14 protein-coding genes are annotated in these 13,219 nt (G+C 73.6%); 7 read left to right on the forward strand and 7 right to left on the reverse strand.

Features of this window, described 5'->3' with window-relative positions; genetic code table 11:
- Positions 1 to 222: 222 nt before the first annotated feature.
- The 4 genes from F7Q99_RS04800 (at position 223) to F7Q99_RS04815 (ending at position 4,726) form a co-directional block, all read left to right on the forward strand.
- Entirely contained in the window at positions 223 to 1,470 is a 1,248-nt protein-coding gene (locus tag F7Q99_RS04800; protein WP_153460202.1) for a trypsin-like serine peptidase, read from the forward strand.
- Between the two features lie 98 nt (positions 1,471 to 1,568).
- Positions 1,569 to 3,224 (forward strand): ABC-F family ATP-binding cassette domain-containing protein, encoded by a 1,656-nt coding sequence (locus F7Q99_RS04805; protein ID WP_153460203.1) that lies wholly within the window; start codon positions 1,569 to 1,571, stop codon positions 3,222 to 3,224.
- Positions 3,225 to 3,283: 59 nt separating this feature from the next.
- Positions 3,284 to 3,973: a nitroreductase family protein gene (locus F7Q99_RS04810; protein WP_153460204.1), complete on the forward strand. Its 690-nt coding sequence runs from the start codon at positions 3,284 to 3,286 to the stop codon at positions 3,971 to 3,973.
- Between the two features lie 75 nt (positions 3,974 to 4,048).
- The gene (locus F7Q99_RS04815; RefSeq protein ID WP_153460205.1) at positions 4,049 to 4,726 is read left to right on the forward strand and encodes a GNAT family N-acetyltransferase; all 678 of its coding nucleotides are present in this window, start codon (positions 4,049 to 4,051) and stop codon (positions 4,724 to 4,726) included.
- Here F7Q99_RS04815 and F7Q99_RS04820 read toward each other — a convergent pair.
- Positions 4,720 to 5,673, reverse strand: a complete 954-nt coding sequence (locus F7Q99_RS04820) for an aldo/keto reductase (RefSeq protein WP_153460206.1) — start codon at positions 5,671 to 5,673, stop codon at positions 4,720 to 4,722. The two genes, F7Q99_RS04815 and F7Q99_RS04820, sit on opposite strands and share 7 nt — an antisense overlap.
- Before the next feature lie 236 nt (positions 5,674 to 5,909).
- Between F7Q99_RS04820 and F7Q99_RS04825 the strand changes: the two genes are divergently transcribed.
- Complete coding sequence (locus F7Q99_RS04825; RefSeq protein WP_153460207.1) at positions 5,910 to 7,355, forward strand: SDR family NAD(P)-dependent oxidoreductase; 1,446 nt, start codon at positions 5,910 to 5,912, stop codon at positions 7,353 to 7,355.
- Positions 7,356 to 7,494: 139 nt separating this feature from the next.
- Here F7Q99_RS04825 and F7Q99_RS04830 read toward each other — a convergent pair whose 3' ends face one another.
- Positions 7,495 to 8,238 carry an SDR family oxidoreductase gene (locus F7Q99_RS04830; protein ID WP_230210155.1) on the reverse strand — a complete coding sequence of 248 codons (744 nt, stop codon included), beginning with the start codon at positions 8,236 to 8,238 and terminating at the stop codon, positions 7,495 to 7,497.
- Between the two features lie 134 nt (positions 8,239 to 8,372).
- On the opposite strand from F7Q99_RS04830, the gene F7Q99_RS04835 reads away from it, so the two are divergent.
- Complete coding sequence (locus F7Q99_RS04835) at positions 8,373 to 8,975, forward strand: TetR/AcrR family transcriptional regulator (protein ID WP_153460208.1); 603 nt, start codon at positions 8,373 to 8,375, stop codon at positions 8,973 to 8,975.
- 3 nt (positions 8,976 to 8,978) lie between these two features.
- Here the strand turns inward: F7Q99_RS04835 and F7Q99_RS04840 are convergent, their stop codons facing one another.
- The 3 genes from F7Q99_RS04840 to def form a co-directional block, all read right to left on the reverse strand.
- Positions 8,979 to 9,512, reverse strand: coding sequence for a hypothetical protein (locus tag F7Q99_RS04840; protein WP_153460209.1), 534 nt, complete (start codon positions 9,510 to 9,512; stop codon positions 8,979 to 8,981).
- A gap of 74 nt (positions 9,513 to 9,586) precedes the next feature.
- Positions 9,587 to 10,225, reverse strand: a complete 639-nt coding sequence (locus F7Q99_RS04845) for a class I SAM-dependent methyltransferase (protein ID WP_326846274.1) — start codon at positions 10,223 to 10,225, stop codon at positions 9,587 to 9,589.
- The gene (gene def / locus F7Q99_RS04850; RefSeq protein WP_153460210.1) at positions 10,222 to 10,866 is read right to left on the reverse strand and encodes a peptide deformylase; all 645 of its coding nucleotides are present in this window, start codon (positions 10,864 to 10,866) and stop codon (positions 10,222 to 10,224) included. Before def ends, F7Q99_RS04845 begins: the two co-directional genes overlap by 4 nt.
- A 134-nt stretch (positions 10,867 to 11,000) precedes the next feature.
- On the opposite strand from def, the gene F7Q99_RS04855 reads away from it, so the two are divergent.
- On the forward strand, positions 11,001 to 11,555 hold the full coding sequence (locus F7Q99_RS04855; protein WP_326846275.1) for a winged helix-turn-helix domain-containing protein: 555 nt from the start codon (positions 11,001 to 11,003) through the stop codon (positions 11,553 to 11,555).
- A gap of 10 nt (positions 11,556 to 11,565) precedes the next feature.
- On the opposite strand, the gene F7Q99_RS04860 is transcribed toward F7Q99_RS04855, so the two are convergent.
- Positions 11,566 to 12,078 carry a hypothetical protein gene (locus F7Q99_RS04860; protein WP_153460212.1) on the reverse strand — a complete coding sequence of 171 codons (513 nt, stop codon included), beginning with the start codon at positions 12,076 to 12,078 and terminating at the stop codon, positions 11,566 to 11,568.
- Positions 12,079 to 12,232: 154 nt separating this feature from the next.
- Positions 12,233 to 13,168 carry a hydroxymethylbilane synthase gene (hemC, locus tag F7Q99_RS04865; RefSeq protein WP_153460213.1) on the reverse strand — a complete coding sequence of 312 codons (936 nt, stop codon included), beginning with the start codon at positions 13,166 to 13,168 and terminating at the stop codon, positions 12,233 to 12,235.
- Between the last annotated feature and the right edge of the window lie 51 nt (positions 13,169 to 13,219).

Genomic DNA, 13,219 nt, shown 5'->3' on the forward strand with positions numbered 1-13,219 from the left:
GAAGCTCTTCGCGCGGTGGCGAAGCTCTTCGCGACGGCGAGGGCTGGCGGAGCCCACGTGCCGATCCGGTGCCGATCCGGTGACAGCCTCGTACCAGGCGGGGGTGGACGCGAGGATGTCCTGATCCGCATGGCAGACTCCTCCCCTGCCATACCTGCGGCCCTCGGGGCCGTACCCGCGGATCGGGCCGTATGGCGTCCGTACACAGGGGGAACTGAACTCATGTCACCGATATCCCGGACCACCCGCATCGCCGTCGGCGCCTCCGTCGTGGCGCTGACCATGGCACTCGCCACCGCGTGCGGCCCGGACAACAGCGACACCACGAACGGGGCGCAGACCGCGGCGCCCACCGCCGACGCGTCCGCCTCCGGAAAGCCGGGTGCCGCGCCGATCCACATTCCGACGGCCGAGGAGATCAAGACCTGGAAGCCCGAGGACTGGGAGAAGTGGGCCCAGGCCAACGTCATCACCCCGGCCGTCAAGGGCTACTGGGACCTCCAGAAGATCCTGAAGGCCAAGCCGTACAAGCCGGGCAAGAAGCCCGGCGGCCAGCCGAGCGCCGCCCCGACCGGGGGCCCGACCAGCGCCGCCCCGGCCCAGCCGACCACCCAGGCTCCGGCCCCGGCCCAGCCGGGCGGCAGCAGCGGCACCGACGGCGCGGGTGACGTCGACCCCAAGCCGACCCCGGTCCAGATGAAGCCGGTCCCGCACCCGTTCGCGAAGAACCTCGACGTCAACGGCAAGATCTTCTTCCTGGACGACAAGGGCCAGGAGTTCGTCTGCTCCGGCACCGTGATCTCCGACCCGGCCAACCCGGGCAAGAGCAACCTGGTCTGGACCGCGAGCCACTGCCTGCACGGCGGCAAGGGCGGCAAGTCGCACAAGAACATCGTCTTCGCCCCGGCCTTCAACAGCAACGGCCTGCTGAGCGGCGGCAAGCAGGGCGACCTCGCCAAGGCCGAGCCGTTCGGCGAGTGGGGCGCCACCGCCGGCATCGTGTCGCCGACCTGGTCCAGCGAGGCCGACCCGGAGTACGGCGGCTCGTGGAGCGCGTACGACTTCGGCATCATCCGGGTGGCGAACCCGGACGGCAGCGGCAAGTCGCTGGAGGAGACGGTCGGCGGCTCCGTGCCGGTCTGGTTCAACGCCCCGCGTGACCAGGTCACCGCGATCAGCAGCTACGGCTACCCGGCCGACAAGCCGTTCGACGGCATGGAGCTGGACCACTGCGAGGCCCCGAAGCCGGTCAAGTACACCATCGACCCGGCCCGCCCGCCGATGGTGACCATCGGCTGCAACGGCACCGGCGGTGACAGCGGCGGCGGCTGGTTCGCCATGAAGGACGGCAAGCAGATGCTGGTCTCGGACACCTCCATCGGTGGGAACGACAACACCTGGGAGGCCGGTCCGTACCTGGACGACGTGGCCGCCAAGGCGCTGGACTACATCTCCAAGAAGACCAAGTGATCCACTGAGCGTCCGAGCACAGCGGGGCCGCGGCTGCACGAGCCGCGGCCCCGCGCCTTTTCGCCGCCCCACCCGGGCTCCGTAGAATCGGGCCCATCATGAGCGCCACACTCGTAGTCAAGGACCTCAGCGCCGGCCACGGCGAACGCACCCTCTTCTCCGGCCTGGACCTGGTCGTCGCCCCCGGCGACGTGATCGGCCTGGTCGGCGTGAACGGCGCCGGCAAGTCGACCCTGCTGCGGCTGCTCGCCGGGCTGGACACCCCCGAGGCGGGCTCGCTGCGGCTCAGCCCGGCGAGCGCCAACATCGGCCACCTGCCGCAGGAGCCGGAGCGGCGCGAGGGCGAGTCGGTACGCGCCTTCCTGGCCCGCCGGACGGGCGTGGCGGCGGCGCAGGCGGCGCTGGACGAGGCCACCGAGGGCCTCGTCGAGGGCCGACCGGGCGCCGACGACGCCTACGCGGCGAGCCTGGACCGCTGGCTGGACCTCGGCGGCGCCGACCTGGAGGAGCGCGCCGAGGAGGTCGCCGACTCGCTCGGGCTGAAGGTCTCGCTCGACCTGCCGATGACGGCGCTGTCCGGCGGCCAGGCCGCCCGGGCCGGCCTCGCCTCACTGCTGCTCTCCCGCTACGACGTCTTCCTGCTCGACGAGCCCACCAACGACCTCGACCTGGACGGCCTGGAGCGGCTGGAGGCCTTCGTCAAGGGCCTGCGCGCGGGCACCGTGCTGATCAGCCACGACCGCGAGTTCCTGGCGCGGACCGTCACCCGGGTCCTGGAGCTGGACCTGCACCAGCAGCAGGTCAACGTGTACGGCGGCGGCTACGACGCGTACCTGGAGGAGCGGGCGGTGGCCCGCCGGCACGCCCGCGAGGAGTACGAGGAGTACGCCGACACCAAGGCCTCGCTGGAGGCCCGGGCCCGGATGCAGCGCAACTGGCTGGAGCACGGCGTCCGCAACGCCCGCCGCAAGGGCGGCGACAACGACAAGAAGGCCCGTGCCACGCGCGCCGAGTCCACCGAGAAGCAGGCCGCCAAGGCCCGGCAGACCCAGCGGATGATCGAGCGGCTGGACGTGGTCGAGGAGCCGCGCAAGGAGTGGGAGCTGCGGATGGAGATCGCCACCGCGCCGCGCTCCGGCTCGGTGGTCGCCACCCTGAACGGGGCCACCGCCCGCCGCGGCGACTTCGGCTTCGGCCCGGTGAACCTCCAGATCGACTGGGCCGACCGGGTCGCGATCACCGGCGCCAACGGCGCGGGCAAGTCCACGCTGCTGGCCGCGCTCCTCGGCCGGCTCGAACTCGACGGCGGCAGCGCCACGTTGGGCTCCGGCGTGGTGGTCGGCGAGGTGGACCAGGCGCGCGGGCAGATCTTCAGGAACAGGCACAGCCTGGACGGGGAGCCGCTGGTGGAGGCGTTCGCCGCCGCCGTCCCGGAGCTCACCCCGGAGGAGGTGCGCACCCTGCTGGCCAAGTTCGGCCTGAAGGCGGCGCACGTGCTGCGCCCGGCCGACACCCTGTCGCCGGGCGAGCGCACCCGGGCGGCGCTGGCGCTGCTCCAGGCCCGCGGGGTCAACCTGCTGGTGCTGGACGAGCCCACCAACCACCTCGACCTGCCCGCGATCGAGCAGCTGGAGTCCGCGCTCGCCTCGTACACCGGCACGCTGCTGCTGGTCACCCACGACCGGCGGATGCTGGACACCGTCGCGGTGAACCGGCGCCTGGAGGTCCGGGACGGGCGCGTGCACGAGCTGTAGGACTCTCGATTGGTCTCGACCTCTTTCGGCCGGAACCGTCATGTGCTGTGCTGTCGGCCATGGTTGAGAACCGTACGGCCGACGGCACGGCGGACGGACGCCCGTTCCCGAGCGTTCCGCTCCGCCCGATGACGGTGCCGGCCCAGGAGGCCGAGGCCCGCAGCAGGTCCTTCCACGACGTGATGGCGCGGCGCCGGACCGTCCGCGACTACTCCCCCCGCCCGATCCCGGACGGCGTGGTCGAGTGGGCGGTCCGGACCGCCGGCACCGCGCCCAGCGGCGCCCACGTGCAGCCGTGGCGGTTCGTGGTGATCACCGATCCGGAGCGCAAGCGGCGGCTGCGCGAGGCCGCCGAGGCCGAGGAGCGCGAGTTCTACGCGCGCCGGGCGTCGGAGGAGTGGCTGGCCGCGCTGGCGCCGATCGGCACCGACTGGCACAAGCCGTTCCTGGAGGACGCGCCCGCGGTGATCGTCGTGTTCGAGGTGCACAAGGGGCCCGACTCGCCGCGCCCGTACTACACCAAGGAGTCGGTGGGGATCGCGGTCGGCCTGCTGCTGGCCTCGCTGCACCAGGCCGGGCTGGCCACTCTGACGCACACGCCGAGCCCGATGAGGTTCCTCAACGAGGTGTGCGAGCGCCCGGCGGAGGAGCGCGCCGCGTACGTGATCCCGGTGGGCTACCCGGCCGAGGGGGCGCGCGTGCCGGATCTGCGGCGCAAGGAGCTCGACGAGGTGCTGGTGCGGCTCTGATCCGCCGCCGGACGCCTCCGGTCCGCCGGGGATACCGGCTGGTGACAGGTCCGGGCCAAGGACATAATCGCCGTCATGAGCCATACACAGCCACGGTCCTGTGAGCACGCTCCGGCGGCGGCCGGCACCCCGTCCGGCGAGGCGGCGGCCGGCGCCGCGTCCGGCCAGGTGACGGCCGGACGGCCGCCGGAGCTGCTGCGGCTGGCCGGCGGGCTCTCGCTGCACCGCCGCCGCACCTCGCACACGGTGGCGCTGAACAAGGCCGTCCGCGCCAACCTGGACCACCTGCGGCCCTGGCTGGAGTGGGCCGCCGAGGCCCCCACCCGGGCCCGGACCGCCGAGCTGACCCGGGCCGGCGCGGTGGCCTGGGAGGCGGGCACCGACTTCATGTACCTGGTCGTGCCGGACGCCGAACCCGACAGCGTGATCGGCGCCTTCGGCCTGCACGGCCGGATCGGCCCCGGCGCGCTGGAGATCGGCTACTGGGTGGGCACCCGGCACGTCGGCCGCGGCATCGCCACCGCCGCGGCCGGGGCACTGACCTCGGCCGCGCTGGCGCTGCCCGGGATCGCGCGGACGGAGATCCGCTGCGACCAGGCGAACGGCGCCAGCGCGGCCGTCCCCCGCAAACTCGGCTACCGGCTGGACCGGGTGGCCGAGGCCGCCGTCCGGGCCCCGGCGGAGACCGGGCGGCAGCAGATCTGGGTCACGGAACGCCCTTCGTGGGGTCGGCCGGCCCGGTCGGATCAGTAGCGCGAGCCGGTCGGCGCCGGCAGCGCGTCCAGCTCGGCGAGGTCGGCCGCCGAGAGCACGACCTCGGCCGCACCCGCGTTGTCCACCAGGTAGCGCGGCGTCCTGGTGCCCGGGATCGGGAAGACGTACCGCCCCTGCGCCAGCACCCAGGCCAGCGCCACCTGCGCGGGCGTCGCGCCGACCCGCTCGGCGACCGCCTTGACCTTCCCGACCAGCGCCAGGTTCGCCTTCAGCGCGTCCTGCTGGAAGCGCGGCAGCCGGCGGCGGAAGTCGTCGGCGGGCAGCTCGTCGAAGGAGGCGATGCTGCCAGTCAGGAAGCCCCGGCCGAGCGGCGAGAACGGCAGGAAGGCGATGCCCTGCTCCTCCGTGTACGGCAGGACGTCGGCCAGCACGTCCCGGGTCCAGAGCGAGAGTTCGGACTGCACGGAGGCCACCGGGTGCACCGACTGGGCCCGCTTGATCTCCTCGACGCTCACCTCGGAGAGCCCGATCCGGCGGACCTTGCCGGCCGCGACGGTCTCGGCGAGCGCGCCCCAGGTCTCCTCGATCGGGACGTCCGGGTCGACCCGGTGCAGCTGGTAGAGGTCGACGTGGTCGGTGCCGAGCCTGCGCAGGCTGTCGTCGATGGAGCGACGCACGTGCTCGGGGCGGCCGTTGCGCTCCCCCTGGCCCGACCCGCCCGGGACGATGCCCACCTTGGTGGCGAGGAACGCGCGCTCCCGGTACGGGCCGGCCAGGGCGGCGCCGACCACCTCCTCGTTGGTGAACGGGCCGTACATGTCGGCCGTGTCGATCAGGGTGACGCCGAGGTCCAGGGCCTGCCGGATCACCTTGACGGAGTTCTCGTCGTCCCGGTTCCGCACGTCGTAGGCCCAGGTCATCCCCATGCAGCCGAGGCCTATGACGCCGGTCTCCGGGCCGTGGGTGCCGAACGTGGTGGTGCGCATGACGGTGCTCCGATCTGCTCTGCGGTGTTCGCGGTGGATCAACGGGGACCAGCCTTCACCTTGGAGTGCACTCAAGGTCAAGCCCGTTCGCGGTCACGGCCGGATCCAGCCGGCGAACCCGCCGGCCAGCACCAGCTCCGCCGAGTCGCCATCGGCTCACCCCGGAGATATTGAGGTCACATCGCCCGGGGCCGTCGATTACAGTCCCTTCCACTGCACGGCACGAGGGGGCGGACATGACGGTCCGAAGCGACGACCACCAGCTCATCGACACCACGACGACCGATGGCGCCGACGGCACCGGCAGCGCCGACATCGCCGACATCGGCGCCGAGGAACTCGCCGCGTTCAGCCGTACCCTCGGTCGCCTGCGCGCCCTCCCCTCCCACGACCGCACCCGGCTGCACGCCGAGCGGCAGCTCAGCTCGTTCGTGATGGAGAGCCGCAAGCGCCGCCGCCAGGAGGCCAAGCGGGCCGTCCGGCAGGCCGACGCCGGTGTCCTCGCCGCCACCGCCACCGGCGCCCGCGGCCGCCGCGAGGACGCACCGCTCGCGCCGGCCGGCGGGTCGGTCGGAGAGCTGCGAATACCGCGCAGGTGCTACGTCTGCAAACAGCCGTACCGTCAGGTCGACGGCTTCTACCACATGCTCTGCCCGGCCTGCGCGGCCGACAACACCGCCCGGCGCGACCTCACCACCGACCTGCGGGGCCGGCGCGCGCTGCTCACCGGCGGCCGGGTCAAGATCGGCTTCCAGCTCGCCCTGATGCTGCTGCGCGACGGCACCGAGCTGACCGTCACCAGCCGCTTCCCGCACGACACCGTCCGCCGCTTCCGCGCCGTCGAGGGCAGCGCGCAGTGGTGGGACCGGCTGACCGTCGTCGGCATCGACCTGCGCGACCCGCGCCAGGTTCTCGGGCTCACCGAGCAACTGCGCGCCGACGGACGCCCGTTGGACATCCTGATCAACAACGCCGCCCAGACCCTGCGCCGCCCGCCCGAGTCGTACGCCCTGCTCGCCGCCGGCGAGCGCGCCGCCCTGCCGGCTGCCGACGGCCGCGCGGTCTCGCACGCCCCGGGCTTCCGGCCGATGCCCGCGCTCACCTCCGCGTGGCCGGCTGCCGAGCTGGACCAACTCCCGGCCGCCGCACACGGGTTGCTCGCCCCGCCCGACGAGGCCGGCCTGCTGCCGGACCCCGCGCCCGGCAACTCCTGGTCCGCCCGCCTCGGCGGGCTCGACCCGGCGGAGGTCCTGGAGACCCAGCTCGTCAACGCCCTCGCCCCCGCCCTCCTCTGCGACCGCCTGCTCCCCCTCCTCCTCGCGTCCCCGCACCGCGCCCGCTACATCGTCAACGTGACGGCCGTCGAGGGCCGCTTCGCCGTCCGCAACAAGACCGCCGGCCACCCCCACACCAACATGGCCAAGGCCGCCCTCAACATGCTCACCCGCACCAGCGCCGCCGAACTCGCCGCCCAGGGCGTCCACATGTGCGCCGTCGACACCGGCTGGATCACCGACGAGAATCCCGCTCCCAAGAAGACTCACCTCGCCGCCCAGGGCTTCCGCACCCCGCTCGACATCGTCGACGGCGCCGCCCGCGTCTACGACCCCATCGTCCGCGGCGAGTCCGGTTCCCCGGTGTCCGGCGTCTTCCTCAAGGACTACCGCGAGGCCGATTGGTGACGCCGGGGCGCCCGACAGCCTGGCTGAGTCGCTCGGCTGGGATTTCCACGGCCTGCTGGCCGGTTTCGTCCGCCGGGCGTGAGCGGCGCGGCACCGGGAAGCGACTCGTCCCGGTGCCGCACGATCAACTCCCCTTCGCTCAGCGGCCGGTGGGCAGGTTGGCCCCGCCCGTGCAGTCGAGCACGACACCCGTGACGAAGGTGTTGGCCGCCAGCATGTGGATCGCCCGCGCCACGTCCTCGGCGCGCCCGACGCGGCCGGCCGGGGTGGTGGCGGCGAGGCCGTCGAACAGCGCCTTGCGCTGGTCCGTCGGGACGCGGTCCCACCACGGGGTGTCGATGACGCCGGGCGACACCGCGTTGATCCGCAGCGGGGCCAGCTCGACCGCGAGCGGCGGGACCATGGCCTGCAGCGCGCCGTTGATGGCGGCCAGCCCGGCCGTGCCCGGGAAGGCGGCGCGGGCCGAGGCGGCGGTGATCAGGGTGACGGAACCGTCCGCCCGCAGGTGCGGCAGCGCTGCCTGCAGGACGCGGACCTGCGGCCAGAACTTGGCGTCGAACCCGGTCGCGAGCTCGGCCAGGTCGAGCTGGGCGAATGGGCCGCTGCCGGCCGCGCCGCTGACCGCGACGACCAGGTGATCGAGGGCGCCGCCCTCGGCGAAGAAGGCCGCGACGGCCTCGGCGTCGGCCGCGTCCAGCTGGGCGCCGGTGGTCTTTCCGCCGATCCGGGCGACGGCCGCGTCCAGCCGCTCGCGGCTCCGGCCGGTGATCACGACCTCCGCGCCGTCGGCCGCGAAGGCGGCGGCCGCGGCCTCGCCGATGCCCGAGCTGCCGCCCATGACGATGACGCGCTGTCCGGCGAAGAGGGTGGCCGCAGTGCTCATGGTGGTGCTTCCTTCCGGCTTGTCGAGACGTGCTGATCGAGGTCCGGCGAACTTGTCGATACCGCCAGTACCTACAAATGATGGTTGCCGAGACTGATAGTCTTGTCAAGCGAGGGGCAGAGAGAGGACGACCGATGAACGCCACAGACCCCCGGCCGAGCACGGCCCGCCCGCACACCGGACGCCGCCGCAACGAGGCCGCCCACCGCGCGATCCTCGACGCGGCGCTCCACCTGCTCGCCGCGTCCGACGGCACCCCGGTCACCATCGACGCCATCGCCCGCACCGCCGGCGTCGGCAAGCAGACCGTCTACCGCTGGTGGCCCTCCAAGGGCGCCGTCCTGCTGGACGCCCTCACCGACCGCGCCGACCAGGACGTCGACGGCCCTGACACCGGCGCCCTCCGCACCGACCTGCGCGCCTTCATCGCCACCACCTTCGACGCCGCCCAGCGCGGCACCACCGCCTCCGCGCTGCGCACCCTCGTCCGCGAGGCCGCCCGCGACCCCCACCTCGCCGACCTGATGCAGACCTTCACGGCCGCCCGCCGCACGGCTCTGCGCGAACTCCTCGACCGGGGACGGCAACGCGGCGAACTCCCCGCGGACGCCGACCTCGACCTGATCGTGGACCAGGTCTACGGCGTCTTCTGGTACCGCTTCCTGCTCGGCCACGCACCACTGGACCAGGCGGTGGCCGACCGTCTGGCCGAGTCCGTGGTCACCGGAAGCGCCTGATCCTCACCGGACGTCGGGCCGGCGGCGGCAGTAGTAGGCCCAGGCCAGGGCGAGGACGATCGGGCCCCAGAGCATCGCCGGGCCGGTGCACACCCGGGCCAGCGCGCACCACCACCCGTTGCGGTAGGGGACTTCCTCGAGGCCGAGGACGCCGGCCCAGGCCAGGGGCATCGGGTCGAACAGCGCCACCAGGGCCAGTCCGCCCAGGACGGCCGGGACCACGGCCGCGAGCACGGGCACGCGGCGGCCTCCGACGAGCGGGATCCGGCGCGGGAACACCTCGCCCCAGCCGGCGACCAGGCCGGTGGTGAGCAGGCACAGAGCCTCGGTGAGCACGCTGAGGCCGACCACGTAGCCCGGCGCCCACCACGGAACGGCCGGGGCGTCCGGATCGACGGCCCCCATCGTGTAGTTGACGGCGAACGGGAGCCGCCACAGGCAGTGCGGGAGCACGATGAACGGGAGGGCCTTGGCCAGTCGGAGGGCCCAGCGGGGCACGGGGCGTTCGGTGTCGCCCAGGGGGAGCGTGATCGGCATGAACCCACCCTCGCCGACCCCCGGGGGCCGGTACGTCGGCCGCACGGCCGAGCACCCTCCCCCGGGAGAGCCAGCTACGCGTACGCCAGAAGGCACACGTACGACCGGTCCGCCCGCTCCGGGCGCGGCTGCTCCAGGCGGGCGGTGACGGTGAACCCGGCCTGCGCGAGCAAGTCAGCAAGGCGGCCCGCCGGGAGCAGGTGGGACTCGAACGAGACCGGATGCCCGTACGCCTCGGCCGGCCGCAGATGGGCGTCTCCGGCGTGGCCGCCGAGCAGCAGGTGTCCGCCGGGCGCGAGCACGCGGCGGAACTCGGCGAACACCGCGGGCAGCGACGCGGGCGGCGTGTGGTGCACGGAGTACCAGGCCAGGACGCCGCCGAGGGTGCCGTCGGCGAGGTCGAGGGCGGCCATCGAGCCCTGCACGAAGCGGAGTTCGGGGTAGGCCCGGCGGGCCAGCGCGACCATCTCACCCGACACGTCCACGCCGAACGCCGCCAGCCCGAGCCCGGCCAGGTACGCCGTCACCCTCCCCGGCCCGCACCCGAGATCCGCGACAGGTCCGCCGCCGTCGCGGACGAGCTCGGCGAACGCGGCGAGCATCGCGCGCGAGACCGGGTCCATCTCCTCGGGAGGGATGATCAGTCGGACGTAGTCGGCGGCCACGGCGTCGTAGGAGTCGCGGACGGCGGCGAGGTGGGAGGGTTCGGTCACGCGGGCGATTCTGCCGGACGGCACCGGCAGGACGGGGCGCAATCCGCCGCCGGGCCGCGCCGGTTCAGCCGCTCCGCCGCTGCGGCCCGCTCGGCGAACACGCCGTCCCGACGCTCGGCGGTCTGCCGCAGGACGTCCTTGCGGTCCCGCTTGGACAGGCGGTCCACGTACAGGTGGCCGTTCAGGTGGTCGGTCTCGTGCTGGAGGCAGCGGGCGAAGTAGCCGGTGCCGACGACGGTTCGCGGGTTCCCGTGCTGGTCGAAGCCGTGCACCACCGCGTGCGCGGGCCGGGCGAGCGTCGCGTGGGCGCCCGGCACGGAGAGGCAGCCCTCGGCGTCCTCGATCAGCCGCCGTCCGGGCGTCTGCGGTTCGACGACGGGGTTGAGCAGGTGGCCGACGTGGCGGACGCCCTGGTCGTCCCGGCAGTCGTAGACGAAGAGCCGGAGGTCGACGTCCACCTGGTTCGCCGCCAGCCCGGCACCGTCCGCGACGTGCATCGTCGCGAACATCTCCTCGATCAGCCGGGCGAGTTCCGGGCTGCCGAAGTCCTCCGCGCCCGCCGGGCGGCACGGGCCGTGCAGGATCCGCTCCCCGATCTCGGTGATCCGCAGGATCGTCGGGCGTTCATGCAGGTCGGACATCGGCGCTCCCTCGTCGACGGACGGCGGGCACGACGGTCCGCCGTCCACTGGTGTGATCCAACTGGTGATGGACGCTGCGATGGACGCGGTGATCCACGTTGCCATCGACTTTGCAAAGTAGCAGACTTTGCAAAGTGACCGAAGACCTGACCGCCCCCACCGCCGGCGCCCTCCCCGAGCACGCGGTCCGCACGGCGCTGCTCGCGCTCCTGGCCGAGCACGGGACCATCACCTCCACCGAGGCCGCGGCCCGGCTCGGGTACAGCTCGGGCCTCTGCTCGTTCCACCTGCGCCAGCTCGCCCGGCACGGCCTGATCGAGGAGGCCCCGCCGACCGACGGCCGGGCCCGGCCCTGGCAGCTGCCCCGGCCTCAACAAACGGCCGCGGCGGACGACTTCGGCGATCTGGCGCGCGGCCTGGAGGACGAGAGCTACCAGCGCTGGCTCGCCCGCCGCACCGACGCACCCGCCGAATGGCAGCACGACGACGCGTTCAGCGCGGTCGTCCATCTGACGCCCGCCGAGCTCACGGCCGTCGGCGACGCCGTCCGCCGGATCCTCGCCCGCTTCCGCGACCGCGAGCACAACCCGGGTGCCCGCCCCGCCGGCGCCCGCCCGGTCGCCGCCGTCACCCGGCTCTTCCCGCTGCTGCCCGACGACCAGCCCGACCGGCACCCGGACGAGCGCTGACCGGCCGCCCTTACCGCGCCGCGCCCACCGACCGCACCGTCGCCCGGAGCACCGGCCCGGCCAGCAGGCCCGCCAGCGCGCCCAGGCCCACGCCCAGCACGCCGTCCCACACGTCCTGGACGTCGCACGCCTGCCCGATCACGGGCATCGCGTACTGCACCGCCGACACCGCGAACGGCAACGCCGCCGCACCCACCAATGCGACCACGGCGCGGGGCCGCGTCCCGGCCAGGGCGGCCGCGAGGCCGATCGGGACGAACACGGCCACCTTGAGGTCGACGTGCCGGACGGTCAGCAGCTCGTGCGGCGAGCGCGGTCGGCCGCCGACGACGTTGCAGTGCCGGACGGCGTCCGCGGACAGCTGCCAGGCGTCCGGCACGAGGGCTACCGTGATCACCCCGCCCAGGCCGAGCAGCAGAAGGAAGCCCACCGCCCAGTGCGCGCGCAGCAGCCGCCCGACGGGCCGGTTGAGCAGCGCCGCCGGCACCAGGGACAACAACAGCCCGGGCCAGAACATCGGCATGGCGCCGAGCACTCCGCTAATCACATCGGAACGGACGCGCCGAACGTCCGGACGGTTCTCGCCGCCCGAGGTGTAGGCGATCCAGATGTACGTCCCGGGGGTCTGCGGCGTGTAGGTGTACGTCGTAGGAGTGGACCGGAGGCGGACCGGGCCGTCAGTGCGGAATGGCCGCGATCAGGTCGTGCGCGCCCTGCCGCTTGAGCGCCAGGGCGGTGGAGGTGCCGAGGTCCTCGGGAGTGAGCGCACCGGCCCACTCGTGGGCGTCCAGCACCTGCTTGCCGTCCGGGCTGAAGACCCGGCCGCGCATCGACAGGCGGCCATCCGGCTCGGCGTGGGCGTAGCCGGCAATCGGACTGTTGCAGTGGCCCTGCAGGACGTGCAGGAACATCCGCTCGGCGGCGGCCTCGCGCCAGGTGTCGTGGTGGCCGAGCCCGGCGATCGTGCCGATCGTGGTGTCGTCGTCCTCTCGGCACTGGAGCACCAGGATGCCGGCGCCGATCGGCGGGCACATCGCGTCGACGCCGAGGATCTCGGTGATCCGGGCCTCCTCGCCGATCCGTTCCAGCCCGGAGACGGCCAGTAGCAGTGCGTCCGCCTCGCCCGCCGCCAGCTTGGCGAGCCGGCTGTTGGCGTTGCCGCGGATCGGCACGCAGACCAGGTGCGGGTGGGAGGCGGCGAGCTGGGCGGCTCGGCGGACGGAGGAGGTACCGATCCGGGTGCCGGCCGGGAGTCGGTCGAGGGTGAGCCCCCCGGGGTGGACGAGGGCGTCGCGGATGTCGTCGCGGCGCAGGTGGGCGGCGAAGACGGTGCCGGCAGGCAGTGGCCGGTCGGCGGGTACGTCCTTGAGGCAGTGCACCGCGACGTCGGCCTCCCCGGCGAGCAGCGCCGCGTCGACCTCCTTGGTGAACGCACCCTTGCCGCCGAGCCGGGCGAGGTCGCCCGTCCACCGGTCGCCGGAGGTGGTCACCGGCACCACCTCGGTGCGGATTCCCGGGTGCAGCACGGCGAGTTCGGCGCGGACGCGCTCCACCTGGGCGAGTGCCATGGGTGAGGAGCGGGAGACGATGCGGATCAGCTCAGCGATGGCCATAGCGCGATGATAGGCCGACCTGACGGGTGGTCTCGACAACGCGTCAGGTTC

The organism is Streptomyces kaniharaensis, from assembly GCF_009569385.1.
Classification (GTDB): Bacteria; Actinomycetota; Actinomycetes; order Streptomycetales; family Streptomycetaceae; genus Kitasatospora; species Kitasatospora kaniharaensis.